Origin of the sequence: Vreelandella halophila (assembly GCF_009856365.1) — a bacterium.
Lineage (GTDB): Bacteria > Pseudomonadota > Gammaproteobacteria > Pseudomonadales > Oleiphilaceae > Halospina > Halospina utahensis_B.
Genome location: NZ_WMEX01000003.1, coordinates 323,975 through 350,420, shown reverse-complemented (window position 1 = coordinate 350,420; position 26,446 = coordinate 323,975). Strand labels below are relative to the sequence as shown.

Below are 26,446 nucleotides of genomic sequence, written 5' to 3'. Positions count from 1 at the left end.
CAGAGGACGATCCGAGTATGGCCCTACCGCAACAACTCAGTCTCAGTGAGCGCATCGCCCATCACCTTTCACTGGAGATCATCCGGGGGCAGCGCCAGCCATTGGAGCGCTTACCCGAGAGTGAACTGGCGCGGGAGCTGGAGGTCAGCACTAATTCCCTGCGTGAAGCGTTCCGGCTTCTCCAGGGCTGGCATCTGGTGGAGATCCAGCCACGCCGTGGTGCCCGGGTGTGCGATGTGGGCGAGGCGGATGTGCGTGATCTCTACGACTTCCTTTTTCTGCTTCTGGGGCGTCTGGCCAGCGACGTGGCCCACAATTGGCAGACCGGCCAGCTTGAGCCCTTCCTGGCGATCAGCAGGGAATTTGAGGCACAGGCGGAAGAGCAGGATCGGGAGCGGGTGCATGAACTGGCGTTCGACCTCGCCCGGGAAGGACTGAAACTGACCACCAACCGGTACCTGACGGATGCCATCGAGGATCTGATGCCACTGCTGCAGCGTTACTCATTCATGGCACTGCGTGAGGAAACCACGGAACTGACACAGTCCGTGGAGTGCATGCGTGAAACCATCGAGGCGGTGTTGGCCAGGGATGCGGCACGGGCTGCGCAGTGCCTGAAAACCTATGGGGAGAATCAGTGTCAGGTGGTGTTAAGGGCGCTGGCCAAGAGGCAGGCCGCCTAGGATTCCGGCACGGTTGGGTATCCCCAGAAGTAGCCCTGGCCCTTGAGCCCGCTGAACTGTTCGAGCCACTGGACCGTCTGCTCATCCTCCACACCTTCAATAACCGTACGCAGGTTCAGCGACTGGGCCAGTTCGACCGTGGCCCGGAATACTTTCTGGCGCTGCTGATCCCAGAGTATCCTCGTCAGGAAACTGCGGTCGATCTTCACCTCGTCGAGTGGAAATTCAGTCAGGGCGGACAATGATGAGGTTCCGGTACCGAAGTCATCCAGCGCAATACCGAAACCACAGTGTCGGAGCTGCCCCAGGCGATCAGTGGTGAGCGCCAGATCCCGGATGACACTCGTCTCGGTGACTTCGAGGATGAAATCATCCGGTGTGCAGCCCTGATGCCGGACAATCCTTTCCAGATCATCCGCGAGTTCCGGGACCGAAAGATCCCTGGAGGAAATGTTGATGGCTGTGCGGGTCTGCTGGCCGAAGTGCTCCCGGACTTGGGCCAGGTCTTTGGCCGCGCGGTTCAATACCCAGCGGGTCACACGGGTTATGCTGCCGAGTTCCTCGACCAGCGGAATCCAGTCACCCGGTGGGATCATCTGGAACTCCGGGTGGTACCAGCGCACCAGGGCTTCCACGGATTCGGGCTGCCCGGTACCGATGTCTACCTTCGGCTGGTAGGCAAGCTGGATCTGATCTGAGCGGAAAGCATCTTCCAGATCCAGCATCAACAGTTGCTGGTGTTTCTGGTGTTCATGAATCGCGTTGTCGTAGAAATTGATCGGCTCCTGCTGGAGACTGGCATAGCCGGCTGCGGACAGAACCTCCTGGATGCTGTCGCCATGATCGGGCAGGCTGGCGACCCCAATGGAGCATCGCCAGTTCAGGGTGTATCCCTGATAGCGGCAATCCGGTGCCGCAAAGTCGATGAGCTGCTGCCAGAGTGGATCCTCCCTGTCGATCCTCCGGGTTAGAACGAACGCTGCATCCATTGTTTCGATTGAGACGACAGGAGCGCTGTCGATGTAGCGGACGGTATCCGGTCCCATCTGCCTGAGATGGTTTTCAAGGCTCGTCAGATAATCCCGCACGAACCTTTCTGCAACCTGGTGACCAACCACGTGTTCAATCTCGTGAAATCGGTTGAGCCGGAGAACCACAATCTGGAGTTCTCCCGATGTCTGATTGGCCAGGCTGGCTTCCAGAGCGGAGCGGTTGGGTCTTCCGGTTACCTTGTGTTTCCGGAGGCTGTCTTCCAGTTGGTTCTGAACAGCAAGGCGGCGCTCCTGCTCTGTGACCCTTTCGCTGGCGGCGATCCGCCTCAGCCGTTGCTCGCGCCAGAAGAAGTGGACGGCGGCGGCGACAAGAACGACGGCTGAGAGAATGGTACCCAGTGAGAAGGCTGAATCCGAGAACACGTTGACGGGCACCGCGCCCACGGTACGCAGAGTGCTGGTGATGAGGCCGGCTGTCAGGATCAGTACCGCTGCCGTGAAATACCGTGCGTAGAGCGAGTGCCGGAAACGGCTGGCGGCAATGAACAGGGAGAGTACGCACCCCAGAATGCCCAGCATAATGGTAACTGCCTGTATCGGAAGTTCTGCTCCGGTGAACTCGACAAGAATGAGTGTGAGAGCTGCAAGGGACAGGCCGTTAAGCAGATGCCTGTATAGGCGCGGTGGCTGCAGGGCAATCAGGGTGTGTTGAGCGAATGCGATCAGGGTGGTCAGCATGGACGTGGTGATGACCGCGTCGAGCGCTGGCATCCCCCGCCAGAAAAGCCATGCTCCGAAACCATTGAGAACCAGCTGGATGTGGATGACGGAAACCGTGAGAACCGTCAGCCAGGCCAGCATGACTGTGCGGAACCGCAGGGTCAGGAAAAGATTGATGGCCAGCAGGAACAGGGAAAGCCCAAGAAGGATGCCGTTGATGGTTGCCCGCTTAACGCTGCTGTGGACCAGACCATCATCCCCGTGAACCGATACCGGGAAGACCGTGGGGCCAGCATCGGAAACCTCGAAAAACAGCGTGATGGTGGCGCTGGCGGGTATCGTGACCGGCCAATGGAAGGAGGGTAGGGGAATCAGGCGGCTGGAAAACGGCTGCAGGCTGCCCTGGGTTCGCATGGGCATCAGCGGGCCCGAATGTTTGTTCAGCCTGGCTGCGCGGATCCGATCAATGTAGGGGGCTGGCACGGACACCCACCGCTGTAGTGGCCGCCGGGACGCGTTACTCAGCTTCAGCCGGAAGGTGACCGGCTGAGCGGTAAAACCGAGCGCGGAATAGGAAGGTGTGGTGGGACGCCATCCGCTGTCAGAGCGCAGCCAGCCTTCCTGGTGGAGTTCCGCAATGGAGCCTTCCCGGTAGGTCAGGTCAAGTGGTGCGGTGCGCCCGTTCTCGGCGCTGTGCTGCTGGAGAAAGGGCGAATACTCCGCATTGTGGACAAGGGTGGAAGCGGCCATGACTGCAGTCAGGAGCAGTATGGGAAGAAGCGGCTTCTTTACAAATGGCAGGCTGGCTATGCCGCTGGGAACTTCATATTGCCCATTGGGCATGATCAAAGCTGTCCTTGCTGGTGGATTGGACGCTCTGATTAAAGTTCAAGGAGTCAATTTTTGCAAAAAATGGCACCCTCCGGGCGGAGGATGCCGGCTTGTGTCAGGAATCGTCAGGCAGGTACGCGCCGTCCTTGTCATGCACCTCACGGCCGGTAACCGGCGGGTTGAAGGAGCAGATCAGGCGCATGTCCTCGGTTCCACCGCGCAGGATGTGGCGGTCGTTGTTGTTCAGGGCGTACATGACACCGTCGTAGATCTGATGCGTCTCGCCGGTCGCCAGGTCCTCGATGCTGCCGTTACCGGCGACGCAGTAGACCGCTTCCAGATGGTACTTGTACCACAGGTGGAGTTCGGCACCCGCGGGAATGATGGTTTCGTGGAAGGAGAAGCCCATGCCGTCCTTCTTCAGCAGCATCCGGCGGCTGACCCAGCCCGGACCCTCAACCTCGCGCTCGGTTCCGATGATGTCCTTGATGTCCCGTACAATCATATCTGTCCCACCTGTTGAATCTGTGATCGGTAAAGGCCTTTGTTACTGGGGCCCGAGCACTGAGTGTAGCGTTTGCAGACGGTAGTACAATAGCGTAATCCCCCTAGCCGACTGTGTTTTAAATGCTGTCAGAACCCTCATCGGGGGTGGGGCATTCATGTAGAATGAGGGGGTTCTCGCCAGTAATCATGCATCAACCCAGAAGGCAGTGCTGCCATGACGGAGCCTGAGAAACGCCGGCGCCGCAGGCTCGATTTTCTGATTGCCCGGCTGACCGGCATCACGCGTAAGGAAGCCAAGCAGCTGATCAAGGCCGGTCGGATCGAGGTCGAAGGCCGTGAAATCGGGGGGCTGAAAGCCCAGTCCCGGATCGGCGTTGAGGAAGCGATTTTCCTGGACGATCAGCAGCTGGAAAGGGAGTCCGGTGAACGGTACCTGATGCTGAACAAGCCAACCGGCGTGGTGAGTGCCACGAAGGACGACTACGACCCCACTGTTCTGGATCTTCTGGAACCGGAACTGCGCCGCGGACTGCATCCTGTAGGGCGGCTGGATAAGGACACCACTGGTCTGCTGCTGCTCACCACTGACGGCGAGTGGAGTCATCGCATCACCTCGCCTCGCCACGGGTTCCCCAAGACCTACCGGGTCTGGGTTGCCGATCCCATTGACGATGAAACCCTGGCGAGCCTGGAAGAAGGCATCATGCTCAGGGGCGAGGATACCGCTGCCGTGGCCCATGACATTGAGCGCCTCGGCAGGGCTGAACTGCGGCTGACCCTGACCCAGGGGCGCTACCACCAGATCAAGCGCATGATGGGCGCTGTGGGTAACCGCGTGGTCCGGCTGCATCGTGAGCGGGTTGGCCCCATCGATCTGGATCCGGGCCTGGAGCCGGGGGATTACCGGGACCTGACCGAGGCCGAGATCAACGCCTTCCTGCCGGTAGATGATCCGCCACAATGATGGTGTCCCGACCCCAGGTCTTGGCCTGGTAGACGGCATTGTCCGCCCGGTGAAGCCAGCTTTCCCAGTCATCGTGGGGCGAGGCCAGGGCGGCCCCAATCGAGCATGTCACGGGCTGGCCGTGAGTGTTGAGCCGGTCCCTTATGGTCTGCTGGATATGGCGCGCGGCCAGGATCATGCTTTCATCCCGGACGTTATTGAGCAGCAGGACAAATTCCTCGCCCCCGAACCGGAACAGGCGGTCCTCATGCCTTGAATGGGTACGCACCAGATCGGCAAACCGCTTGAGCACCTCATCGCCGTTGGCATGGCCGTAACGGTCGTTGATCTCCTTGAAATGGTCCAGGTCCAGCATCAGAAGGCCGGCACCGGATTCTCTCCGCTGGACCCTTGCGATGGCGATGCACAGCTCCTCTTCCAGGGCCCGCCGGTTGCCGGCACCGGTCAGCGGATCACGGATGGCCTGTTCCTCCAGCAGTCGCGCCTGTGCGCGGGAGCGGCGTGCGAAGGAAAAGGCGAATATCGAGACCACGAAGACGGTGGTCGCGAATGAGATCAGCGCCAGTGGCCCAAGTCCGCTGGCGGATCCCAGAGCCACGCTGGCACCGACCATGAACAGGACCTTGGGGATGGCAAAGGCGGGCGGTGACAGGAAAAAGGTGGCAATGGTGTCCACATAGGCCCAGAAAAGCCCGACAAGCCCTGCCAGGTAGAGCACGCTGAGCACGCCGATGCCGGTAAAGACCACCAGCACGATGCCCGTGAGGACTGTATTGCCGGTGATCCAGGCGAAACCGGAGATGCTGAACAGCAACACCACCAGCAGGGTGTCCACCATGGTCATCAGCCAGTCACCCTGAAGGTAGCGGTACACGCCGAAGCCGCCGATGGCGAGTGCGGCGGGAATACAGAACATCATGATGATGGACAGGCGGAAGTCATCCGACAGCCTCTTACGGATGTTGCCGTACTGATTTCCAAGTTTTTTCAGCATCATGCGATCACAATAGCCCGTGAGCGGGTAAAATGCACTGACTAAGTACCCGAAATGGCTCTGGAATGCGAACCGAGACAGACGCATTGATGCTTTCGGCCGGAGTGGCACTCTTTCTCGGGGTGACCGGTCTGGTCCTGTCCGTGATCACGGGATCCCAGGTGATCCTGCTCGATGGGCTCTTCAATCTCATCTACAGCGTTATGGCCTTTCTCAGTGTTCGGGTCGCCCGCTTGCTGGCCATGCCGGACAATGAGAAATATCCCTTCGGCCATGCCTACTTCGAGTCCCTGGTCAATGCTGCCAAAGGCCTGCTCATCCTGGGAATTTCCCTGCTGGCCCTGGGGGATTCCGTGCTGGTGCTGCTCTCCGGTGGCCGGGAGATCGTCGCTGGTCTGGCCATCCTTTATTCGGTGATCGCAACCACCAGCAGCATTATGACCTTTGTGTTGCTGCGCCGTGCCCGGCGTCATACCACCAGTCCACTGGTGGAGGCGGACTTCGCCAACTGGTGGATCAACACGGTGATCTCGGCCTCGGTGCTGCTGGCCTTCTGCCTGATCCCGCTGGCGGAGGCGGTGGGCTTTTCCGTGATCACCCCCTATGTGGATCCTCTGATGGTGGCCACGGTGGTGGTGCTGTTCTGCCTGAGTACGCCTTTCCGGATGGCTTCGGATGCCATCAAGGAACTGCTCAACCGGGCGCCGCCGAAGCATGTGCGTCAGCCGGTGCATGATGTGGTGGAGGCCGTGGTGGGGGAATGGGGGGCACAGGATTTTTCGCTGCGGATGGTGCGCCCGGGCCGGACTCTCTACCTGCTGGTGCACGTGGTGCTTCCGGCGGCGAGTGACAACGGAACCCTGGGCCAGCAGGACCGTATCCGCACCGATCTGGACGGGCGCCTGCGTCGTATTGTTCCGTCACTGGTGCTGGATGTGGTGTTTACGGCCGATCCCCGCTGGGCGGCGCCCACCAATGGCCATGAACCCGCCTGAAGGGCCAGCCCCGGCACGGGTGTGATACCCTTTGCCCCGCTGCCAGCAATTGAGGTGACCCGTGAGCCCCATCCTCTCCATTGAGAATCTCGACAAGACCTACCCGGACGGATTCCAGGCACTCAGGAACATCAACCTGGCGATTCACAAAGGGGAGATTTTCGCGCTCCTGGGCCCCAATGGCGCCGGCAAGACCACGCTGATCAGCATCATCTGCGGCATCGTCAACGCCACCGGCGGCCGGGTCACCGTGGACGGTTACGACATCCAGCGTGACTATCGCCAGACGCGTTCCCGCATCGGCCTTGTCCCCCAGGAGCTGACCCGGGATGCGTTCGAGACCGTCTGGGACAAGGTCAGCTTCAGCCGCATGCTGTTTGGCAAGCCGCGCGATGACGCCTATCTGGAAAAGGTGCTGCGCGATCTTTCCCTGTGGGAAAAGCGCAACAGCCAGCTGCGCATGCTCTCCGGGGGCATGAAGCGGCGGCTGCTCATTGCCAAGGCACTGGCTCACGAGCCGTCAGTGCTGTTCCTTGATGAGCCCACGGCCGGTGTGGACGTTGAACTGCGCCAGGGCATGTGGGAGACGGTGGAGTACCTGCGCCAGAGTGGCGTCACCGTGATCCTCACCACCCATTACATCGAGGAAGCGGAAGAGATGGCGGACCGCATCGGCGTCATCAATCAGGGCGAGATCGTTCTGGTGGAAGACAAGAAGCAGCTCATGCGCAAGCTGGGGACCAAGCAGCTGGTGCTGCAGCTGCGCGAGTCGCTGGAGGCCATCCCCGCAGCTCTGGCGGATTACGATCTCGGGCTCTCCGAGGACGGCAGCGCGCTGATCTACACCTATGAGACGCAGTCCGCCCGGACCGGTATTGACGACCTGATGCAGGCGCTGGGGGAGGCGGGGATCCGCTTTACGGACCTGCATACGACCCAGAGCTCGCTGGAGGACATTTTCCTGGACCTGGTGAACGGATCATGAATCTGCGCGGCATGTATGCCATCTACCATTTTGAACTGGCCCGGGCCCTGCGCACCTGGCTACAGTCGATCATTTCCCCGATCGTGACCACCTCACTCTATTTCGTGGTGTTCGGGGCGGCCATTGGCTCAAGGGTGCAGGAGGTGGAGGGCGTTCCCTACGGGGCCTTCATCGTCCCCGGCCTGATCATGCTCATGCTGCTGACCCAGAGCGTGACCAACGCCTCCTTTGGTATTTTCTTCCCGCGCTTTACCGGCACCATCTACGAGGTGCTGTCCGCGCCCGTGTCCTACCTGGAGGTAGTGGTGGGCTATGTGGGCGCGGCGGCGACCAAATCCCTGGTGCTGGGGCTGATCATCCTCTTCACCGCCCAGCTGTTCGTGGACGTTCCCATCGCTCACCCCTTCCTGATGTTGGCGTTCCTGGTGCTGACCTCCTTCACGTTCAGCCTGTTCGGTTTCATCATCGGGATATGGGCGGAAGATTTTGAGCAGCTCCAGGTGGTCCCCCTGCTGCTGGTCATTCCGCTGACCTTCCTGGGTGGCACCTTCTACTCCCTCGATGTGCTGCCGGAGTTCTGGCAGACCGTGTCGCTGTTCAACCCCGTGGTCTACCTGGTCAGCGGTTTCCGCTGGAGCTTCTATGAAGTCTCGGATGTCCCGTTGCTGGTCAGCCTCGGCATGACCTTCTTCTTCATGCTCCTGTGCCTGACGCTGGTCTGGTGGATCTTCCGCACGGGGTATCGTCTCAAATCCTGAGCAGGGGATGCGCTCTGGCTCAGAAATAGAGCTGGGTTCCGATGGAAAAACCGTACAGCCGGTGTCCCTGTTTTTCCAGAAAACGATTGTATTCGATATTCAGCCCAGCGGCGCGGCTGAAATTGATCTGGAACCCAGCGCCATAGGAACCGGAAAATTCGCTTTTATTCAACGTGGAATCCGGGCGCTCAAAGCGGGCCTTGAACTCACTGAACCCGCCGAAGATGTAGAACGAGGATCGGCTGCCTATCGGCGCATGGGCGGTCATGTACGTGCTACCAAAATGCTGCACCTTGGTGTTGACCAGCTCACCATCCGGCGCCAGTGCGCTCTCATTCTCAATACCCGTGCCGTAGCGGGCTTCAACGGCAATATAGTCCAGTACGAAAACGCCACCCCTCAGGGTGATCATCGAGGGGGTTGCTGAAGTGATCAGCCGGTCGGAAGAGAACGTCAGGCGGGCGTACTGGGCTCCAAGGAAGGTTGTACCCTGATCGATGGGGCGTTGCGGCCCGGCTACGGCAAACGGAGAAGTAACGAGAAGCAGTGCCCCCAAAATAATGATGCGTTTCATTGAAGTTGTGTCCCTGAAGCCCATTGGTTTTCCATTGAGGCTGGATCATGGCATGCCTGTTTTTCCGGTCAATCCTCTCATCCAGTTCGGGGCTGGAATTGATGAATCATCCACATTTCACCGTATGAATCCGGTTGGATAGCTGCACCGTTAGCAGTCCGTACCGGCATTATGGTCAATGGCAATGGCGCCAGATTCGTCATAATCGGATTATCAGTCACAATCCGAGGAGAGGCTCATGGCCCGCGATGCAATGGGATACGCCCTGAGCGCGCTCAACCATCTGGCTGGTTCAGGGGTGCTTGACCGCCTGGGAGTACGGCGCACTGCTGAGAACATCAGCTATTACCTGAGTCGTTCCAGCTTCAGTGCGATCAGCACCAGCGCCCGCCAGTTCCGCAACCTCAATCCCCTCAAACGCCCCCAGCGCCTGCAGGCCCCCGGCGAGACCCGTGACCTGTTCGATCTGAACATCACGGACGAGCAGCGCATGATCCGTGAAAGCGTGCAGGAATTCGCCCGCGAGGTGCTCCGGGAGCGCGGGGAACCCGCGGACGCGGAGCAGAGCATCGCGCCCGGAACCCTGGAGCAGGCCTCCGAACTCGGTCTGACGCTCTTTGCCGTGCCGGAGGCGCTGGGGGGTGCGGCCACGGAACGTTCCCCGGTCACCTCAATGCTGGTGGCGGAAGACCTGGCGCACGGGGACATGGGGCAGGCCATTGCCATCCTCGCGCCTGTTTCCGTGGCGAATGCGCTCACCCAGTGGGGGAGTGCCCACCAGCAGGGGACCTACCTGGTGGAATTCGCCGGCGACCACCCGCCGGTGGCCACCATCGCAGTTTCCGAACCCGCCCCCCTGTTCGATCCGTTGCGCCCGGCCTGCACCGCCAGCCGCCGGGGCGATCACTACGTGCTCAAAGGCACCAAGAGCCTGGTGCCGCTGGCGGCGCAGGCGGAGCTCTTCCTGGTGGCCGCGATGACCGAGGACGGGCCCGGCGTGTTCATCGTGGAAGGGGGCAGCCAGGGGCTCGGTGTCGAGGCGGATTTCGCCATGGGGGTCCGGGCCGGCGGCCAGGGGCGTGTCACCCTTGATGGTGTGACGGTGCCGGCGGCTAACCGGCTCGGCGCCGGTGATTTCGACTATCGGGCCTTCGTGGACCTGGGCACCCTCGCGTGGTGCAGCCTGGCCATCGGCACCAGCCAGGCGATGCTGGACTACGTGATCCCCTACGCGAATGAACGTACCGCCTTCGGCGAGCCGATCAGCCACCGCCAGAGTGTGGCCTTCCTGATCTCGGATATGGCCATCGAGCTGGATGCCATGCGCATGCTCACCTGGCGCGCTGTCTGCCGCGCCGAGCAGGGCCTGCCCTTCCGGCGTGAGGCGCACCTGGCTCGGACTCTGGTCAAGGATAAGGCCATAGGCATTGGCACCAACGGTGTACAGGTCCTGGGCGGCCACGGTTACACCCACGAATACCCCGTAGAACGCTGGTACCGGGACCTGCGGGCCACCGGTATCGCCTTCGGCGGCCTGCATCTTTAAGGGAGGGCATGGCATGAACCTGGAAATCCCGAAGAAATTCCGTTCACTGGTCAACAATGCCCACCAGGTCGCTGCGGGCACCTTCAGGCCCATTTCACGCTATTACGACCGGCATGAGCATGAGCGCCCGAGGGAGCTGGATATGCTGGCTTCGATTCTGGATGGGTTCAACGAGGGCGATCCCTCCAACTCGGCGGGCGCCGCGACCACCGGGGCCAGTGGCGAGGCTGGCACCGAAGGCGTGCGTAACGGCTCCAACATGGGCGTCTGTCTCGGCGCCATGGAGCTGTGCTACGGCGACGTGGCCCTGATGCTCTCGTTGCCCCGACAGGGGCTGGGCAATGCCGCCATTTCCGCTGTTGCCACGGATGAGCAGAAGCAGCGATTCGAAGGTAAATGGGCGGCCATGGCTATCACCGAGCCCGGCTGCGGCTCGGATTCCGGCGCCATCCGGACCACGGCTCGCCGTGAGGGCGACGAGTACGTCCTCAATGGCGAGAAGATCTATGTGACCGCCGGTGAGCGGGCGGACTGCGTGGTGGTCTGGGCAACCCTGGATCCGTCCATGGGCAAGGCTGCCATCAAGTCATTCGTGGTGGAGTGGGGCACGCCCGGCATGGAGCTGGCGCGCCTGGAGAAAAAGCTGGGCATTCGGGCCTCGGACACCGCCGCCATCCACTTCCAGGACTGTCGGGTACCGGCGGAGAACCTGCTCGGGAGTCCCGAGATCGACACCAGCAAGGGCTTTGCCGGTGCCATGCAGACCTTCGACAACACCCGTCCCCTGGTGGCGGCCATGGCGGTGGGCTGCGGCCGTGCCGCGCTGGAACGGTTGAAGGAACTCCTCGCCGACCAAGTGAATCTGGATTACGGTCAGCCCGTGGACAATGGCTCCGCCGTTGAGGCCGAGATCTACCGCATGGAGGCGGAATGGGAGGCCGCCTACTGGCTGACCGTGCGTGCCGCCTGGATGGCGGACAACCATCAGCCCAATTCGGTTCAGGCTTCCATGTGCAAGGCCAAGGCCGGGCGCGTGGGTAACTGGATCACCCTGCGCTGCGCCGAACTGGCGGGCACCCTGGGCTACAGCGAGGAGGAACTGCTGGAGAAATGGGCCCGGGACTCCAAGATCCTGGACATCTTTGAAGGCACCCAGCAGATCCAGAACCTGATCATTGCCCGGCGCCTGCTGGGATTGAGTTCCAGCGAGCTGCGGTGATCGGCTGATTGCCTCAACGGGGGTCAGCGGTGACAATAACGCCTGTCATCGCTGTACCCGATCAGGAGGAATCATCACCGTGAAAGCCGTTTTCCTGGATGCCGATACCCTTGGGTCGGACGTGGACCTGGGCCCGATGCAGGCCGCCGCGGATCTGACCCTCCATGGAACCAGTGCTCCCGAACAGGTGGCCGAGCGCATCGCGGATGCCGAAGCCGTGGTCACGAACAAAGTGGTTCTAAGGGATGAGCATTTCGCGGCGGCGCCGGATCTCCGTGTCGTGGTCGTCACCGCAACAGGGGTCAATAACATCGACCTGGAAGCGGCCGAGGCCAGGGGCATCCGTGTGGTCAACGCCATCCGTTACGCCCGGCCCGTACTGGTCCAGCATACGTTCTCCCTGATCCTGGCCCTGGCCAACCGTCTGGTGGATTACGTCCAGGATGTACGCGCCGGCTGGTGGCAGCAGAGCCCCATGTTCTGTCGCATGGATCATCCCATCATCGAGCTGGAGGGCAGGACCCTAGTGGTGCTTGGGTATGGCGATCTGGGGCAGGGCGTGGCCCGGCTGGGGCAGGCCTTTGGGATGGATGTGCGGATCGCGGCCAGACCCGGGCAGCCGGAAGGGGAGGTGGATGGTTTCCCCCGGCAGTCGCTGGAGAGGCTGCTCCCTGTCGCGGATGTGCTTTCCGTGCACTGCCTTCTGAGCGATGACACCCGGGATCTGATCGATGCGCAGGCTCTCAGGACCATGAAGGAGTCCGCATTGCTGGTGAACACCTCCCGGGGCGGTATCGTTAACGAGCAGGCGCTGGCGGATGCCCTGCGCCAGGGCGACATTGCCGGCGCCGGCGTGGACGTCCTGACACAGGAACCGCCGGTGGATGGCAATCCCCTGCTTGCCGACGATATCCCCAACCTGCTGGTGACTCCGCACTGTGCCTGGGCGAGCCAGGAGGCCCGGCAGCGCATGGTGCAGCAGAGCGCCGACAACCTGCAGGCCTTCGCCGCCGGCACCCTGGAACGGTGGGTGGTGTGAGACTGACCCGGCAGGCCCATGAAGCGGTTGCCGGGGTGCTGGGCGAGGGCGGCCTGGCGCTGGATGCCACGGCCGGGAATGGCCATGACACCCGGTTCCTGGCGGAGCAGGTGGGCGCCACGGGCCATGTCTGGGCAATGGATGTCCAGCCTGCTGCTATCGAGGCCACCCGAAACCAGCTTGCCGACGCCGGGCTTGGCGAGCGCGTGACCCTCCTTTGTGAAAGCCATGCCCATATCCGGGAGCAGGTTAGGCCCCACGGGGAGCGGCAGCTGGATGCCGTGATGTTCAATCTGGGCTATCTCCCCGGCAGTGACCGCACCCGCACCACCGGGGCGGACACGACAATCCCTGCTCTGGAACAGTCGATGGCAATGCTGGCCTCCGGCGGCTGTCTGTCGCTGATGGTGTACCGTGGCCACGATGGTGGCGAGGCCGAATGGAACGCCATCCGCGAATGGCTGACCGGGAGCGGTTATGAGTGGCGCATGCCTGTTGACCCGTCCGGCCACCGCGGTCCTGTCCTGGTGCTTCTTACACGCTGAATCCGCGTTTCGGTGGACAGCTGTTCCGGGTATTGCCACCCTGTCCCTGCGGGGAATTTTTCTGAAAGTCCGGTGGTCCGCTGGGGGAGGGTATAATGGCATGGTTGAGAACAGTGCTTCTGGCGCTGGCTGTGATGGTGCCAGCCCCAGCGCTGGCCGAGGGAGTCCCTCAGGACCGCACGCTGCACATTACCAATGGCGAGTGGCCACCCTATCTGGGCAGGGAAGAGCCCGGTTACGGCATTGCCTCCCGGATCGTGACCCGGGCGTTCGAGCGCGCCGGCTACCGGGTCGAGTATGAATTCCACCCCTGGGCCCGGTCCCTGTATCTTGCCCGCAGGGGCCAGCGTGACGGCACCGCGGTCTGGATGCCTTCCAGTGAGCGGCGCGAGGACTTCTTCATCAGTCGGCCGGTGATCGTCACCGAATACGTGTTCTTCCACCGGGCGGACATGCCGTTTGACTGGGAAAACACAGCCGATCTTGCCGAGTACCGCATTGGACTGACCCGCGGTTACGATTATGGCGACGTGATCGACCGGGTGACGAGCCAGGGGATTGCCATCACGGAAACCGTGTCATCGGATGAGCTGAATTTCCATAAGCTGCTGGCGGGCCGCATTGACCTGTTTCCCATGGACCGGGTGGTCGGCCAGCGGATGATCAGTGATCTTCTCAGTAAGAAAGAGGCGAAGGCGTTGACCTGGCATCCCGAACCGGTCCGTGAGGACCGGCTTCATCTGCTTCTCTCCCGCGAGGTGGCGGGTAATGCCGAGCGCATCGAGGATTTCAACCGGGCACTGAAAGCCATGCGCCGGGAAGGTGGGATCGAGCGGATCCTGGTGGACGCGCTGGGTAACGACGTGCCCGCCGTGGAACGGCTCACCCCCGATCAGGTGGACTGACGCGCCCGGCCCAGTAGGGCTTCGGCGATCCGGTCCAGTGCCAGGGTGTCACTGACCGCCTCCATCTCCACTGCTGTTCCCGGCATCCCCCAGACCACGCTGGTCTCCTCGTTCTGGGCCACGGTGTAGGCGCCCAGCTCGTGCAGCTCCTTCATACCCCTGGCACCATCATCGCCCATGCCGGTGAGCAGGGCGGCAACGGCATTCTTTCCGGCTTCATTGGCCACGCTGCGGAACAGCACATCCACCGAGGGCCGGTGGCGATTCACCGGGTCACCGTCATGGAGCTGGCAGGTGTAGCGGGCACCGTCACGCTTGACGGTCAGGTGGCGGTTGCCGGGGGCTACATAGACGTGGCCGGGAATGATCCGCTGGCCATGCTGGGCTTCGGTGACCGTCACCGCGCAGGTGCCATCCATGCGGTTGGCAAAGGCCCGGCTGAACTCCTGGGGAATGTGCTGGGTGATGACCACCCCCGGGCTGTCCGGGGGCAGCTGCTCCAGAACGTGGCGCAGGGCCTCGGTGCCGCCGGTGGAGGCGCCCAGGGCGATGAGCCTCTCGGTGCTCTTCAGGTCACCGGGGCGGCGCTTGGGCAGCACCGAGCCCGCGCTGCGCTTTTCCCCGGCCGGGCGGGAACTGGCGGTAACCCGGGCGGAGGCGGCCATGCGGACCTTGTCCTGGATCTCCCGCGCGTAGTCCTGGAATTCGCTGGCGACGTTGACCTGGGGCTTGGCGACATAGTCGACGGCGCCGATCTCCAGCGCTTCCAGAGTGACCTCGGCGCCGTCCTGTGTCAGTGAGGACACCATGAGAACGGGCATTGGGCGCAGCCGCATGATGTTGCGCAGGAAGGTGATGCCGTCCATCTTCGGCATCTCCACGTCCAGCGTGATCACATCCGGATTGTGGGCCTTGATCTTCTCCCGCGCGTCATACGGATCGTGCGCGGTGTCCACCACCTCGATGTCCGGGGCATCGTTGAGCATTTCCGTCAGCATCTGGCGGATCAGCGCCGAATCGTCGACCACAATGGTGCGGATCATCTGGTACTCCCGGTTCATCGGTTATTCGAAAAGATCCACATCGCCGCCGGACACCGGTTCTTCCTCCAGTTCGTGGAGGTAGTGCTCCTCGCGTTCGATGAGTGTCTGGTTGCGGGTACGGTAGAGTTTCTTGCTGAAGGCGCGCCCGGTATCCGGGAAGAACTGTACCTTGCGCGGGTAGGCGCCTCCCAGGTCCCGGCTGATCAGTCCCAGGGATTCGGTCGCGCAGTATTCCATGGCGAACTCGATATTGCGCTGCCCGATGTCCGTGGTTACACCCTTCAGGACACGGCCCCCACCGAAAAGCTTGACCTCAAGGTCCTGGCGGCGCGCGCCGAGTTTCAGGATGCGGTTGATCAGCTGCTCCATGGCGTTGTTGCCGTAGCGGGTGGCCAGGTTGACCGGGTCGTCCACCCAGCTTTCCGGGTCACCGCCCCGTGTGGGCAGCATGAAGTGGTTCATGCCCCCCACGCCGCGTTTCGGGTCCCGGATGCAGGCAGCCACACAGGAGCCGAGGGTGGTGACGATCATCTCATCGCCCCGGCTCACATAGAACTCGCCGGGCAGCAGTTTGGCCGCCCAGACGTGGTTGACCGGGTCCCAGTAGCGCCGGATCCGCTCAAAGCCGGGCAGGGCGCGGGGCTGTCTTGGGTGGGTTGAGATCGCTGCTTCCGCCATGGTCAGTCCACTCGTTCGTAGATGGTACGGCCATGGGAGACAAAGCGTTCAGTGACCTTCCACAGGGATTCCGAGTGGCCGATGTAGAGCCATGCGCCGGGCGCGGTGTAGCGGTGCAGCTGCTCGAACAGCTGCGCCTGAAGTTCCTTGTTGAAATAGATGACGGTATTGCGGCAGAACACGATCCGGAACCGTTCGCTGAAGGGCCAGTCGTGGAGCAGATTCTGGGTGTCGAAGGTGACCATGCGCCTGAGTGGCTCCTTCACCTTCGCCTTGCCGGCATTGCGGCCGGTTCCCCGGAGGAAGTAGCGTTTCTTCAGCAGCGCGGGCACACCGGAAAGCCGTCCCTCGTCGTAGATGCCCCGGCGGCCGTGTTCCACCACGCTGCTGTCCAGGTCGGTGGCGGTGATGGTCACCCTTTCGGCATCCTGTGCGCTGAGATTCTCCAGCACCGTCATGGCGATGGAGTAGGCCTCCTCGCCGGTGGAACAGCCTGCGGACCAGATGTTGATGGGCTCGCCGGCCCATTCCTGAAGGATCCCCGCCAGATGATCGAAGTGGTGGGATTCCCGGAAGAAGGCCGTGAGGTTGGTGGTCAGGGCGTTGACGAACTGGCCCATCTCCTCGCCATTGTCCTGTTCCAGCAGTTTCCTGTAGGAGGCGAAATCCGGCAGGCCCAGCGCTCTCAGGCGACGGGCGAGCCGGGAATACACCATCTGGTCCTTGGAGGGATTGAGCTGGATGCCGGTTTCGCCAGTCACCTTCTCGCGGATCCACTCAAAGTCCCCACGGGTGAACTGGAATTCCCGCTCCCGGGACACTATCGCCTACTCCCGCTCAGAACTCTTCCCATTCACTGTCATCATTGCCGTCTTCTGCCTGCTGTCCGGTGTTCCGGGCCGTCGCGCCGGTGTTGGCTCCGCCCGCCGCACTGCTCTGGGCGGACCTGGCCCCCGTGCCTGAACCATTATTGCCACGCTGGGCCAGTGTGGAACGCTGACCCTGGCTGCGGCTGCCCGCACCGCTGCTCTGGCGCTGTCCGCCTCCGGCACGGCTCCCGCTGGCCGCCTTCTGGCTGCCTGCGCCGCTGTCGCCGAAGAAGCTCATCAGATCCACCAGTGAGGTGGTCTGTTCATCCAGGGACTCGGAGGCCGCCGCTGCTTCTTCCACCAGGGCCGCGTTCTGCTGGGTGACCTCATCCAGCTGGGAAACGGCCTTGTTGATCTCGTCGATCCCGGAGGATTGCTGGTTGCTGGCCGCCGCGATCTCGGCGATCTTGTCAGTCACCGTCTGGACCGAGTTGATGATCTCGTTAAGGGTCTCGGTGGATTCGTCCACCAGCTTGGTGCCGTGCTCGACCTTCTCGCTGGAGTCCTTGATCAGCTTCTTGATGTCCTTGGCGGCGGAGGCGCTGCGTTGGGCCAGGTTGCGGACCTCGGCGGCCACCACGCCGAATCCGCGCCCGTGCTCGCCCGCACGCGCTGCCTCGACGGCCGCGTTCAGGGCCAGCAGGTTGGTCTGGAAGGCGATCTCGTCGATCACCGTGATGATGTCATTGATCTCGCTGGACGAACTCTTGATCTCGCCCATGGCATCCACCACCTGGCGGGCGATCTCACCGCCGCGCTCGGCCTTCTCGCGGGCTGCGGTGGCGAGCTGGTTGGACTCCTGAGCGTTGTCCGCATTCTGCTTCACGGTGGAGGTGATCTCCTCCATCGATGAGGCGGTTTCCTCCAGGGAACTGGCCTGCTCCTCGGTACGCTGGGACAGGTCCTGGTTGCCCTGGGCGATCTCCTTGGCCGCGGAGTCGATGTTGCCGGTGGCATCGGTGATCTGTTCAACCGTGTTGCGCAGCACATCCACGGTTTCGTTGACCGCCTCCTGGAGTCGACCGAAGTCGCCCTCGAACTCGCCCTGCATCTTGTCATGCAGGTTGCCATCCGCGAGGTTCTTCATGACGCGGATCACTTCCTGAGTGGGCCGCTGGGCGGCGTCCACGACCCTGTTCACGTCCGCGCTCAGATCCTTGATGAAGCCCTCGGACATGGCGTCGGTGTCGACCCGCTCGTCGAGCCGCCCCTCACGGACCTGGTTGATCATATCCTTGAGTTCCGAGCGGACCTGCTCCTCGTTCTCCTCGCGCTCGCGCTCCTCGGTCTTATCAAACCATTCAATGGTGTTGCCCAGGAATTCGCCCCGCTCGTTCTCTTCCCCGGTAATAGCGATGTCGAAGCGCAGCCGGCCGATGTCCACAGTCTCGTGGATGGCGTCATTGCGGACCTTGTTCATCTGGCGGGCAATGGAACGCAGCTGGGGGAAGGTATCCACCAGATCCTCGCCCTCCAGTCCCTTGGCACGAAAGCCCCGGTTCTCTTCAGCGAGGTCGCGCTCATAATCGCGCAGCAGGTCCTGCATGCGTTCGTTGAGGTAGTCGATGCGGCCCTCTGGGTCCGTCGTCATCATTGCCGTGGTCGCGGTATGCAGGGCCAGCTTGGTGCGCTGGAGGGCCTCGTATTCCGCCGGGTCAATGGTGACCTGGTTACTCTGGTTGGTGCTGGCCATGGTCTTGCTCTCCCGTGACTCGGTCTGTTGTGTCTTCTGTTCGTCTCTGGGGCCGGTGGCCGGTTCAGGTTCCGGCTCCGGGGGTGTTCCGTCGCTGTCTTCCATCCATGCCAGCGGATCATTGCCCAGTTTCTGCCGCCGGCCTCCGCCACGGCGCCCGGAGCCGTCGTTGCGGTTACTGCGGTTGTTCTCGGCCATCAGCGCACTCTCCCCAATCTCAGATCCTCCACCAGGGCCGCGTAGTCGGCGGCGCCGTTACTGGTGGCCTGGTATTCAAAAACCGTTCTGCCGAACCCCGGCGCTTCCGCCAGGGACACGTTCTCCCGGATCGGCGTCTGCAGCAGCTGCCCCGGGAAGTGGTTCACCAGGGTTTCCTGCACCTCGCGCGACAGTCGCCGCCGGGTCTGGAAGCGGGTCAGGACCAGCCACTTGCGGCTGGCTCCCTGCATCCGTTCCTCGACCTTTGAAAGCGTCTGCATCAGCGTGGACAGCCCCTGCAATGACAGGAAATCGCAGGACACCGGTATCACCAGGTCATCGGCGGCGAGCAGGGCGTTCATGGCCAGCAGCCCGGAGGAGGGCGGGCAGTCCATGATCACCCATTCCGGTGCCTCGCTGGCGCTTTCCGTTTCCAGTTCGTACAGCGCTTCGTTCAGCCACCAGCCGCGCTCCGGGCCGCCCTCGTCCAGGGTCTCGAAGCTGCGCAGTCCGGGGCCGGCACAGATCAGATCCAGGTGTTCGCGAACGTTCTGGCGGTGATCCACCAGGCGCTCCTCGTTCAGGAGCACCCGGTCGAGCCCGGGCAGGCGGTTGTCCGCGCCCAGGCTGGTGCCCATGTGCCCCTGCGGGTCCATGTCGATGCCCAGAACCCATTCACCCAGCCGTGCCATACCATGGGCGAGGTGAACGCTGGTGGTCGTCTTGCCGACACCACCTTTCTGGTTCAGGACCGCGACAGCACGCATGGGTCAGTCGCCGTCCCCGCCCACCCCGGCGTCCTCGCCGAGCAGGCTGTCCACGTCCAGTACGATCACCATCTTGTCCTCCATGGTGGCGAGGCCGCGGATGAAGTCCGTCCGGATCACGGTGCCGAACTCGGGCGGTGGCCGGAGCTGGTCTTCGTTGATCCCATAGACCTCGGAAAGTGCATCCACGATCAGACCCATGATCCGCTCCCGGTTGCCGTGGATGACCTTGACCAGCACCACCACGGTGAACTGGGTGTATTCCAGCGTTTCCATGCCGAAACGCTCGCGCAGGTCCACCACCGGCACGATGGTGCCTCGCATGTTGATGACCCCCTTCACGTAGGGCGGGGTGTTGGGAATGGGGGTGGCGGTATCCCAGGCCCGGATCTCCTGGACCCTGAGGATGTCCACACCGTATTCCTCATCCCCCAGCGTGAAGGTGAGATACTGGTCGCCGTCGCCCACGGTGCCCTGGAGTGCGGCATCCTGCTGGGTGGTGGCGACGCTGTTGGTCTTGTCGCTTGCGGATTCGCTCATCAGTTATTGGCTCCCTTCGTGAGCACTTCGTCGCGTGCCTGGGCCAGCTCAAGAAGCCCGGCAATGTCGAGGATCAGCGCCACGGTGCCATTGCCCAGGATGGTTGCCCCGGCAAAGCCGGTCACCGGCCGGTAATTACTCTTGAGGCTCTTGATCACGACCTGCTGCTGGCCGAGGAGTTCGTCCACGTGGAGCCCGACGTAACGGTCGTCTTCTTCCACGACCACCATCAGCTCGTTCTCCAGATCGCCCCCGCCGGCCTCGTTGAACAGCTCCCGCAGGCGGATGATGGGAATGTAGTCGTCCCGCCACTCATAGAGCTCGGAGGTGCCGGCCATGCGCTTGATCTTGCCGCCCTGCATCTGCAGCGACTCCATGATCGAGATCAGCGGCACCACATAGACCTGGTCGCCCACCCGGAACAGCTGCCCGTCGAGGATGGACAGGGTCAGCGGCAGGTGGATGGCGAAGCGCGTCCCCTTGCCGGGGGTTGAGTTGACGGTGATGTTGCCGCCCAGTGCCTTGATGTTGCGTTTGACCACGTCCATGCCCACGCCACGACCGGAGACGTCGGTGGCCTCATCATGGGTGGACAGGCCGGGATGGAAGATGAAGTCGAAGACCTGCTCGTCGGAGAGTTCCGAACCGTTTTCCATCAGCCCCGCCTCGCGGGCCTTGTTGAGCAGCCGGTCACGGCTGATGCCGCCACCGTCATCGTTGATCTCGATGACGATGTAGCCGCCCTTGTGGTAGGCGTTCATCTCCAGGGTGCCGGTCTCGGGCTTGCCCAGCTCGGCGCGTTTTTCCGGGGGCTCGATGCCGTGATCCATGGCGTTGCGGACCAGGTGGACAAGCGGGTCGATGATCTTCTCCATCACCGTCTTGTCCAGTTCGGTCTCCTCGCCGTTGAGCTGCAGGTCCACCTTCTTGCCCAGCTGGCGCATCAGGTCATGGACCATGCGCGGCAGGCGCGAGTAGGCGAAGCTGATCGGCACCATGCGGATGCGCATGACATTTTCCTGCAACTCGCGGGTGTTGCGCTCAAGCTGCGCCAGGCCGTCCTGAAGCTTCTCCAGTTTGTCCATGGTGAAGTTCTCGCCCAGCTCGTTGAGCATGGACTGGGTGATGACCAGTTCACCGACCATATCGATGAGGTTGTCGATCTTGCCCGTGTCCACCCGGATGGAGCTGCTGGTGCTGGCATTGCCGCCGCTGCTCTGCTGCGCCGGCTTCTGGTGCGCGTCGTCGCCCGCCGGCTCTCCGGCGCTGGCCGCCTCCGGTTCCGGGGCTGTTTCCGGGGCCGCGGTGGTGGTATCCCCGCCGGCCGGCTCCAGAGGCTCAATGGTCAGGGAGCAGTCATCCTCGACCCACTCGAACACCTCTTCAATGGCTTGCCGCTCGACATCCCCATACAGGTCAATGGTCCAGCTCAGAACACACTCTTCAGGATCAAGGTCCGGCAGGGCGGGGAGACTGCTGCTGTCGCAGCTCACCTGGATCTCGCCGAGTTCGCTCAGTTCCTCCAGCAGCCGCAGCGGGTCGTTGCCGGTCATGAACAGGTGGGGTTCGGGTGTAAAACCGATCCGCCAGCCGCCGCCCGGGCCGGAGCCATCGTCAGCCGTAGCGGAGCTGCCAGCATCATCACCAGCATTACCGTCGCTGCTGCCGTCGTCATCGTCGGCGTCGACCATGGCCGCCAGCCGGGTGGTGATGTCGGCCGCCTGCTGGGGATCCGCTTCAGTGCCATCACGCTCCGCCTGGAGCAGGGAGCGCAGGCAGTCCACGGACGCCAGAAGCAGGTTGATCCCGTCGGTGGTCACCTCGCTTTCGCCTTCCCGCAGGCGGTCCAGCAGGGTTTCAAGCTTGTGGGTCAGATCGGTAACTGAGTTCAGGCCGAAGGTCCCCGCGCCGCCCTTGATCGAGTGGGCCGCCCGGAAGATGTCATTAAGCTGTTCGACGTCCGGTTCGCCGGCCGTCATGTTGAGCAGGCCGTTTTCCATGTCGTCCAGTCCCTCGAAGCTTTCTTCGAAGAAGGTCTGCAGGAACTGGTTCATGTCGATGCTCATAGCCACTCCGGCCTGTGATTCCGGTGAATTCGGTGCTTACCGCACAACCTTGCGTACGGCGCCCATCAGTTTTTCCGGATCAAAGGGTTTGACCAGCCAGCCGGTTGCGCCGGCCGCCTTGCCTTCCTGTTTCTTTTCCGGGGCCGACTCGGTGGTCAGCAGCAGAAGCGGCGTGAACCTGTAGTTGGGCAGTTTGCGCAGCTCCTTGATCAGCGTGATGCCATCCATGTTCGGCATGTTCACGTCGGTGATGACCGCGTCGAACTTCTGCTGTTTGGCCTTGTCCAGTGCCGCTTTGCCGTCAGGGGCATCCACAACGCTGTGGCCGTTCTGCTTGAGCGTGTGTGAGACCATCTGCCGCATCGAGGCGGAATCATCCACCGCGAGAATGTTTGCCATCGTCAACTCCTTGCCGCTTGCCGGCGTTTCAGAATAGTCACGCAGTTTCGGTGCCAAGAAGGGATTCCGCTTCGGCAAGGCACCGCGGGCGGTTACGCCATTCCCAGTCACGCCCCTGCATTTCAGCCTGTCGCCGGAATGCCAGCAGAAGCTGGACGCCCGCGGTATCGACCCTTTCGGTATCGGTACCATCCAGAATCGCAGTACCGTCAGCATCCAGGGCGCTGGAGAGCTGCTGGTACAGCATGCCCGCCATGGAGATGTCCACCTGGGCACCAAGGACCACGACATTACTGGAATCTTCACTCATCCAGGCATTTCCTCTTGAAGGACTGGTCATGACGACTACGGCAGATGATAGCGGCGGGATCATCAAGAGTCCGCCTGTTTATATCGCTGTGACAACAGTTAACGGCTGCATATGGCGATACTTGAGAAATCCCCGTTGCTGTGCGGAAAGGAGTCCGCATCGAGGCATCAGTCATTTTGAACAGGGCGCTCGAAATGTTCCGCTTTGATGGGGGCGGGCAGGGCGCTAGTCTGACCAGCAGTAACAGATCACACGCAACACCACAGGAGATGGAAAATGGCGAAAGTACTGGTTCTTTACTATTCGATGTATGGTCACATGGAAGACTTCGCGAACACCGTGGCGGAAGGCGCGGGCAGCGTTGATGGCGCCGAGGTGACGGTCAAGCGGGTTCCGGAGACCATGGACTCCGACGCCTTCGCAAACGCTGGCGGCAAGGCCGATCAGCAGGCGCCGGTGGCAACCCCGAACGAGCTGGCTGATTACGATGCCGTCCTTTTCGGCACGCCCACCCGCTTCGGCAACATGGCCGGCCAGATGCGGACCTTCATGGACCAGACTGGCGGGCTCTGGGCGAAGGGCGCCCTGCACGGCAAGCTCGCCAGCGTGTTCGGTTCAACCGGTACCGGTGGCGGTGAGGAACAGACCATTACCACCTTCTGGGTGACCCTGGCCCACCACGGCATGACCATTGTGCCGATCGGCTACGGTACGGGGGAGCTTTTCGACATCTCCCAGCCCGGCGGCGGCACTCCCTATGGGGCGACCATGCTGGCAGGCGGTGACGGCTCCCGGCAGGCGGACGAGCGCGAGAAGGCGATCGCCCGGTTCCAGGGTAAGCATGTGGCGGAGCAGGCAGTGAAGCTGTTCGGCTGAACGCCTGAGGCAGGCGCGGCCGTGGCCGCGCCTACCGCTGGCTTTCCGGGGTGACCCGCATGACTTCCTCGATGGTGGTCAGCCCGGCAGCGACTTTCTGGGCACCGGACAGGCGCAGTGACATCATGCCCTGCTTATAGGCTTCCCGGCGCAGCTGGCTCACGTCGCATTCAGGCGTGATCAGTTCCTCAACCACGCCTTCCACCGGCATGATCTCGTAGACCCCCGACCGCCCCAGGTACCCGGTGTTGCGGCACTGCAGGCAGCCGACCGGCTCGCAGGGATGTTCCGGCGTGGGTGCTTTCCAGGGGCGGGTAAGGGTTCGCCAGGCTTCCGGATCGATGCTGCCTTCCGTTTTACACCCGGTGCACAGGGTCCTGACTAGGCGCTGGGCCATGACCCCGATGACCGTGGCCCGGATCAGGTAGCTTGGCAGTCCCAGTTCGAGCAGCCGGGTCAGGGCACTGGGAGCATCGTTGGTATGCAGGGTGGCGAGCACCAGGTGGCCGGTCAGCGCGGCCTGAACCGCCATGTCCGCGGTCTCCTGGTCGCGGATCTCGCCGATCATGATGATGTCCGGATCCTGGCGCAGCAGGGCGCGCACCCCATGGGCGAAGGTCAGATCGATGCCGTGCTGGACCTGCATCTGGTTGAACGCCGGTTCCACCATCTCGATGGGGTCCTCGATGGTGCAGATGTTCACATCGTCCGACGCCATCTGCCGCAGCGTGGAGTAGAGGGTCGTGGTCTTGCCGGAGCCCGTGGGACCGGTGACCAGGATGATGCCGTAGGGGTTGTCGGTGATGCGCTGCCAGCGCTCGCGATCATCGCGCGAGAAGCCCATCTGCTCAAAGGGCTTGAGCAGCACCTCCGGGTCGAAGATCCGCAGCACCATCTTTTCGCCGAAGGCGGTGGGCATGGTCGCGATGCGCAGCTCCACTTCGCTCTCATCCGGCTTGCGTGTCTTGATGCGACCGTCCTGGGGGCGACGCTTTTCCGCCACGTTCAGCCGGCCCAGGATCTTGAGCCGGCTGAGCACGGCAATGCCCACGTTGATCGGGAATTCGTAGACGGTGTGCAGGACGCCGTCGATCCGGAACCGCACCTGGGACATCTCCCGGCGGGGTTCGATGTGGATATCGCTGGCGCGCTGCTCAAAGGCGTAGTGCAGCAGCCAGTCGACGATGCTGACCACGTGCTGGTCATTGGCGTCCGCCTTGCCTTCGCCCAGGTCGAGCAGTTGCTCAAAGCTCTGGACGTGTTTGCTGGCATCCTCGCCACCCGCTTTGCTGACGGAATTGGCCAGCTGGTAGAACTCCACGGTGAAGCGGCGGATGGACGCCGGGTTGGCCACTACGGGGGTCACCGTCCGCCGGGTGATGTGTTCCAGGTTGCTGATCCATTCGCGCTGGAACGGCTGGGCGGTTGCCACCTGGACCTCATCGCGGGTGACTTTCACGGCCAGGATGCCATTGCGCTGGGCGTAGGCGTACGACATCACGTCCGCCACCGAGGGTACATCCACCTTGAGCGGGTCGATGTGCACGTATTCCAGCCCGGACCAGTGGGCCAGCCACTGTGTGAGGGTATCCAGGTCCAGGAGGCGGCCGGTATTGGCATCCTGGAGCTGCGCGTCCGCAATCATCTCCAGCGGGTGCCTCTGGGCATCCGAGCCCAGGTTGGCGTTGCGTACCTCGCGCGCTTCCTCCTCGGAAATGCGCCCATCCCTGACCAGGGCATCGCAGACCTGGGGCAGGCTCAGTGGCTGGTCACGCTCGGGGCTGGATGCTCTCGCCATGGTTGCTCAGCCCGAGGTGATGCCGGGGTTGCGCGGGTCCTGGCGCAGCTTGAAAAGGGCCGCCACGAAAAAGACCAGCGTCAGGATCAGCGGAATAACACTCGTCAGGGGCCAGCCGTACAGATAGGAGCTGACCGACAGGGGCGCGAAGTAGATCATCATCATGAAACAGGCCCAGATGTAGGTGATGTTCCGGCCCCGCAGGAGCCCGGGCACAAAAATGACCAGAGGCACGAGTTTGATGGCCAGGATGGCGGCTTTGGAAGCGCCCTCCACCGGGGCTGGCCAGAAAGTGGTCAGCGCAAGAATGGCCATGAGTGAGAAAAAGCTTGCCAGCCCGACCCAGTGGGCCAGTGGCAGGTCGGAGTGGCGGCGTGCGGTCTCGGTCATTACGGGCGATTCACTTCAGCGGGTATGGATTACGGAGGCCGGTTTTGCCGTTACAATGTTCGATCCGGCTTTGCCCGTTACTCTATCAGGAGGTTGGCGGTGATTCATCTCATGCGCGCGACGGTTGTCGTGCTGATGCTCGCGCTGGCGGGCTGTGACGGTATGCCCGGCGGTCTGGGCGGCAGCGCCGATTTTGCCGCCGCCAAAGGTGACGTGGTCAGAACCAGCGAGCTGGAAGGCCAGTGGGTCTTCGTCAACTACTGGGCTGAATGGTGCAAACCCTGCTACGAAGAGATCCCGGAACTGAACGCGCTGGATCAGCGCGACGGAGTCCGGGTTCTGGGCGTGAACTTCGATCAGGTGGAAGGTCAGCCTCTTCGCACCCTCATGGAGGACATGGGCATCGAGTTCACCGTCGTCACTGACGATCCCCAGGCCCATTACGGCTGGGAGCACCCGGTCTCCCTTCCTGCTACCTTTGTGATCAACCCGGAGGGGGACGTGGTCGAGGCCCGCTTCGGTGAGCAGACCGAGGAGGAACTGGTCGAGGTCATGGAGTAGC

The 26,446-nt window shown here is 62.5% G+C and carries 27 protein-coding genes; 12 read left to right on the top strand and 15 right to left on the bottom strand.

Annotated features, from left to right (window positions below):
• Positions 1-17: 17 nt before the first annotated feature.
• Positions 18-683 carry a GntR family transcriptional regulator gene (locus GLW01_RS07270; RefSeq protein WP_151440870.1) on the top strand — a complete coding sequence of 222 codons (666 nt, stop codon included), beginning with the start codon at positions 18-20 and terminating at the stop codon, positions 681-683.
• On the opposite strand, the gene GLW01_RS07265 is transcribed toward GLW01_RS07270, so the two are convergent.
• Both GLW01_RS07265 and GLW01_RS07260 read right to left on the bottom strand, forming a co-directional pair.
• Complete coding sequence (locus GLW01_RS07265; RefSeq protein WP_160898647.1) at positions 680-3,145, bottom strand: EAL domain-containing protein; 2,466 nt, start codon at positions 3,143-3,145, stop codon at positions 680-682. The two genes, GLW01_RS07270 and GLW01_RS07265, sit on opposite strands and share 4 nt — an antisense overlap.
• A gap of 196 nt (positions 3,146-3,341) precedes the next feature.
• Positions 3,342-3,731, bottom strand: coding sequence for an ectoine synthase (locus GLW01_RS07260; RefSeq protein WP_077528716.1), 390 nt, complete (start codon positions 3,729-3,731; stop codon positions 3,342-3,344).
• 216 nt (positions 3,732-3,947) lie between these two features.
• Between GLW01_RS07260 and GLW01_RS07255 the strand changes: the two genes are divergently transcribed.
• A complete protein-coding gene (locus GLW01_RS07255) occupies positions 3,948-4,697 on the top strand; it encodes a pseudouridine synthase (RefSeq protein ID WP_151440872.1) in 750 nt (249 codons plus the stop codon).
• Here GLW01_RS07255 and GLW01_RS07250 read toward each other — a convergent pair.
• A complete protein-coding gene (locus GLW01_RS07250) occupies positions 4,660-5,694 on the bottom strand; it encodes a GGDEF domain-containing protein (RefSeq protein WP_160898646.1) in 1,035 nt (344 codons plus the stop codon). The two genes, GLW01_RS07255 and GLW01_RS07250, sit on opposite strands and share 38 nt — an antisense overlap.
• A gap of 62 nt (positions 5,695-5,756) precedes the next feature.
• On the opposite strand from GLW01_RS07250, the gene GLW01_RS07245 reads away from it, so the two are divergent.
• The 3 genes from GLW01_RS07245 (at position 5,757) to GLW01_RS07235 (ending at position 8,429) form a co-directional block, all read left to right on the top strand.
• The gene (locus tag GLW01_RS07245) at positions 5,757-6,686 is read left to right on the top strand and encodes a cation diffusion facilitator family transporter (RefSeq protein WP_160898645.1); all 930 of its coding nucleotides are present in this window, start codon (positions 5,757-5,759) and stop codon (positions 6,684-6,686) included.
• A 61-nt stretch (positions 6,687-6,747) separates the two neighbouring features.
• The gene (locus GLW01_RS07240) at positions 6,748-7,671 is read left to right on the top strand and encodes an ABC transporter ATP-binding protein (RefSeq protein ID WP_095617943.1); all 924 of its coding nucleotides are present in this window, start codon (positions 6,748-6,750) and stop codon (positions 7,669-7,671) included.
• On the top strand, positions 7,668-8,429 hold the full coding sequence (locus tag GLW01_RS07235; RefSeq protein WP_095617942.1) for an ABC transporter permease: 762 nt from the start codon (positions 7,668-7,670) through the stop codon (positions 8,427-8,429). The genes GLW01_RS07240 and GLW01_RS07235 overlap by 4 nt, the downstream gene beginning before the upstream one ends.
• A gap of 19 nt (positions 8,430-8,448) precedes the next feature.
• Here GLW01_RS07235 and GLW01_RS07230 read toward each other — a convergent pair whose 3' ends face one another.
• Positions 8,449-9,003, bottom strand: coding sequence for an outer membrane beta-barrel protein (locus tag GLW01_RS07230; protein WP_158223107.1), 555 nt, complete (start codon positions 9,001-9,003; stop codon positions 8,449-8,451).
• Positions 9,004-9,241: 238 nt separating this feature from the next.
• Between GLW01_RS07230 and GLW01_RS07225 the strand changes: the two genes are divergently transcribed.
• From GLW01_RS07225 to GLW01_RS07205, 5 genes are all read left to right on the top strand, one after another.
• Complete coding sequence (locus GLW01_RS07225) at positions 9,242-10,549, top strand: acyl-CoA dehydrogenase family protein (RefSeq protein ID WP_160898644.1); 1,308 nt, start codon at positions 9,242-9,244, stop codon at positions 10,547-10,549.
• A 13-nt stretch (positions 10,550-10,562) separates the two neighbouring features.
• Positions 10,563-11,768, top strand: a complete 1,206-nt coding sequence (locus GLW01_RS07220) for an acyl-CoA dehydrogenase family protein (protein ID WP_160898643.1) — start codon at positions 10,563-10,565, stop codon at positions 11,766-11,768.
• Positions 11,769-11,847: 79 nt separating this feature from the next.
• Complete coding sequence (locus GLW01_RS07215) at positions 11,848-12,807, top strand: D-2-hydroxyacid dehydrogenase (protein WP_160898642.1); 960 nt, start codon at positions 11,848-11,850, stop codon at positions 12,805-12,807.
• Entirely contained in the window at positions 12,804-13,352 is a 549-nt protein-coding gene (locus GLW01_RS07210) for a class I SAM-dependent methyltransferase (protein WP_160898641.1), read from the top strand. Before GLW01_RS07215 ends, GLW01_RS07210 begins: the two co-directional genes overlap by 4 nt.
• A gap of 95 nt (positions 13,353-13,447) precedes the next feature.
• Positions 13,448-14,257 carry a substrate-binding periplasmic protein gene (locus GLW01_RS07205; RefSeq protein ID WP_160898640.1) on the top strand — a complete coding sequence of 270 codons (810 nt, stop codon included), beginning with the start codon at positions 13,448-13,450 and terminating at the stop codon, positions 14,255-14,257.
• Here the strand turns inward: GLW01_RS07205 and GLW01_RS07200 are convergent.
• From GLW01_RS07200 to GLW01_RS07160, 9 genes are read right to left on the bottom strand one after another with little or no spacing between them, the layout of a single operon-like run.
• Positions 14,245-15,300 (bottom strand): protein-glutamate methylesterase/protein-glutamine glutaminase, encoded by a 1,056-nt coding sequence (locus GLW01_RS07200; RefSeq protein WP_237416517.1) that lies wholly within the window; start codon positions 15,298-15,300, stop codon positions 14,245-14,247. The two genes, GLW01_RS07205 and GLW01_RS07200, sit on opposite strands and share 13 nt — an antisense overlap.
• 21 nt (positions 15,301-15,321) lie before the next feature.
• Complete coding sequence (cheD, locus tag GLW01_RS07195) at positions 15,322-15,978, bottom strand: chemoreceptor glutamine deamidase CheD (RefSeq protein ID WP_160898639.1); 657 nt, start codon at positions 15,976-15,978, stop codon at positions 15,322-15,324.
• 2 nt (positions 15,979-15,980) lie between these two features.
• The gene (locus tag GLW01_RS07190) at positions 15,981-16,799 is read right to left on the bottom strand and encodes a CheR family methyltransferase (protein WP_151440881.1); all 819 of its coding nucleotides are present in this window, start codon (positions 16,797-16,799) and stop codon (positions 15,981-15,983) included.
• A gap of 16 nt (positions 16,800-16,815) precedes the next feature.
• Entirely contained in the window at positions 16,816-18,738 is a 1,923-nt protein-coding gene (locus GLW01_RS07185) for a methyl-accepting chemotaxis protein (RefSeq protein WP_160898638.1), read from the bottom strand.
• A complete protein-coding gene (locus GLW01_RS07180; protein WP_160898637.1) occupies positions 18,738-19,505 on the bottom strand; it encodes a ParA family protein in 768 nt (255 codons plus the stop codon). The genes GLW01_RS07185 and GLW01_RS07180 overlap by 1 nt, the downstream gene beginning before the upstream one ends.
• Positions 19,506-19,508: 3 nt before the next feature.
• Entirely contained in the window at positions 19,509-20,045 is a 537-nt protein-coding gene (locus GLW01_RS07175) for a chemotaxis protein CheW (protein WP_151440884.1), read from the bottom strand.
• Positions 20,045-22,111, bottom strand: a complete 2,067-nt coding sequence (locus tag GLW01_RS07170) for a chemotaxis protein CheA (RefSeq protein WP_160898636.1) — start codon at positions 22,109-22,111, stop codon at positions 20,045-20,047. The genes GLW01_RS07175 and GLW01_RS07170 overlap by 1 nt, the downstream gene beginning before the upstream one ends.
• A 36-nt stretch (positions 22,112-22,147) precedes the next feature.
• A complete protein-coding gene (locus tag GLW01_RS07165) occupies positions 22,148-22,510 on the bottom strand; it encodes a response regulator (protein ID WP_151440886.1) in 363 nt (120 codons plus the stop codon).
• A gap of 37 nt (positions 22,511-22,547) precedes the next feature.
• Positions 22,548-22,820, bottom strand: coding sequence for an STAS domain-containing protein (locus tag GLW01_RS07160; RefSeq protein WP_160898635.1), 273 nt, complete (start codon positions 22,818-22,820; stop codon positions 22,548-22,550).
• A gap of 276 nt (positions 22,821-23,096) precedes the next feature.
• Between GLW01_RS07160 and wrbA the strand changes: the two genes are divergently transcribed.
• A complete protein-coding gene (wrbA, locus tag GLW01_RS07155; protein WP_160898634.1) occupies positions 23,097-23,696 on the top strand; it encodes an NAD(P)H:quinone oxidoreductase in 600 nt (199 codons plus the stop codon).
• A gap of 31 nt (positions 23,697-23,727) precedes the next feature.
• Here the strand turns inward: wrbA and GLW01_RS07150 are convergent, their stop codons facing one another.
• A complete protein-coding gene (locus GLW01_RS07150; RefSeq protein WP_160898633.1) occupies positions 23,728-25,494 on the bottom strand; it encodes a GspE/PulE family protein in 1,767 nt (588 codons plus the stop codon).
• 6 nt (positions 25,495-25,500) lie between these two features.
• Positions 25,501-25,884 carry a DUF2069 domain-containing protein gene (locus GLW01_RS07145; RefSeq protein ID WP_151440890.1) on the bottom strand — a complete coding sequence of 128 codons (384 nt, stop codon included), beginning with the start codon at positions 25,882-25,884 and terminating at the stop codon, positions 25,501-25,503.
• 111 nt (positions 25,885-25,995) lie between these two features.
• Here GLW01_RS07145 and GLW01_RS07140 point away from each other — a divergent pair, with 111 nt between their 5' ends.
• A complete protein-coding gene (locus GLW01_RS07140) occupies positions 25,996-26,445 on the top strand; it encodes a TlpA family protein disulfide reductase (RefSeq protein ID WP_151440891.1) in 450 nt (149 codons plus the stop codon).
• The last annotated feature ends 1 nt before the right edge of the window (position 26,446 follow it).

Bases quoted from the DNA above. Each gene is read 5' to 3' on its own strand.
- GLW01_RS07265 (WP_160898647.1), bottom strand. From the start codon at position 3,145: ATGGCCGCTTCCACCCTTGTCCACAATGCGGAGTATTCGCCCTTTCTC.
- GLW01_RS07165 (WP_151440886.1), bottom strand. From the start codon at position 22,510: ATGGCAAACATTCTCGCGGTGGATGATTCCGCCTCGATGCGGCAGATG.
- GLW01_RS07150 (WP_160898633.1), bottom strand. From the start codon at position 25,494: ATGGCGAGAGCATCCAGCCCCGAGCGTGACCAGCCACTGAGCCTGCCC.
- wrbA (WP_160898634.1), top strand. From the start codon at position 23,097: ATGGCGAAAGTACTGGTTCTTTACTATTCGATGTATGGTCACATGGAA.
- GLW01_RS07170 (WP_160898636.1), bottom strand. From the start codon at position 22,111: ATGAGCATCGACATGAACCAGTTCCTGCAGACCTTCTTCGAAGAAAGC.
- GLW01_RS07270 (WP_151440870.1), top strand. From the start codon at position 18: ATGGCCCTACCGCAACAACTCAGTCTCAGTGAGCGCATCGCCCATCAC.
- GLW01_RS07250 (WP_160898646.1), bottom strand. From the start codon at position 5,694: ATGATGCTGAAAAAACTTGGAAATCAGTACGGCAACATCCGTAAGAGG.
- GLW01_RS07175 (WP_151440884.1), bottom strand. From the start codon at position 20,045: ATGAGCGAATCCGCAAGCGACAAGACCAACAGCGTCGCCACCACCCAG.
- GLW01_RS07145 (WP_151440890.1), bottom strand. From the start codon at position 25,884: ATGACCGAGACCGCACGCCGCCACTCCGACCTGCCACTGGCCCACTGG.
- GLW01_RS07160 (WP_160898635.1), bottom strand. From the start codon at position 22,820: ATGAGTGAAGATTCCAGTAATGTCGTGGTCCTTGGTGCCCAGGTGGAC.
- GLW01_RS07140 (WP_151440891.1), top strand. From the start codon at position 25,996: ATGCGCGCGACGGTTGTCGTGCTGATGCTCGCGCTGGCGGGCTGTGAC.
- GLW01_RS07220 (WP_160898643.1), top strand. From the start codon at position 10,563: ATGAACCTGGAAATCCCGAAGAAATTCCGTTCACTGGTCAACAATGCC.
- GLW01_RS07185 (WP_160898638.1), bottom strand. From the start codon at position 18,738: ATGGCCGAGAACAACCGCAGTAACCGCAACGACGGCTCCGGGCGCCGT.
- GLW01_RS07200 (WP_237416517.1), bottom strand. From the start codon at position 15,300: ATGATCCGCACCATTGTGGTCGACGATTCGGCGCTGATCCGCCAGATG.
- GLW01_RS07255 (WP_151440872.1), top strand. From the start codon at position 3,948: ATGACGGAGCCTGAGAAACGCCGGCGCCGCAGGCTCGATTTTCTGATT.
- GLW01_RS07225 (WP_160898644.1), top strand. From the start codon at position 9,242: ATGGCCCGCGATGCAATGGGATACGCCCTGAGCGCGCTCAACCATCTG.
- GLW01_RS07235 (WP_095617942.1), top strand. From the start codon at position 7,668: ATGAATCTGCGCGGCATGTATGCCATCTACCATTTTGAACTGGCCCGG.
- GLW01_RS07245 (WP_160898645.1), top strand. From the start codon at position 5,757: ATGCGAACCGAGACAGACGCATTGATGCTTTCGGCCGGAGTGGCACTC.
- GLW01_RS07205 (WP_160898640.1), top strand. From the start codon at position 13,448: ATGGCATGGTTGAGAACAGTGCTTCTGGCGCTGGCTGTGATGGTGCCA.
- GLW01_RS07230 (WP_158223107.1), bottom strand. From the start codon at position 9,003: ATGAAACGCATCATTATTTTGGGGGCACTGCTTCTCGTTACTTCTCCG.
- GLW01_RS07180 (WP_160898637.1), bottom strand. From the start codon at position 19,505: ATGCGTGCTGTCGCGGTCCTGAACCAGAAAGGTGGTGTCGGCAAGACG.
- GLW01_RS07260 (WP_077528716.1), bottom strand. From the start codon at position 3,731: ATGATTGTACGGGACATCAAGGACATCATCGGAACCGAGCGCGAGGTT.
- cheD (WP_160898639.1), bottom strand. From the start codon at position 15,978: ATGGCGGAAGCAGCGATCTCAACCCACCCAAGACAGCCCCGCGCCCTG.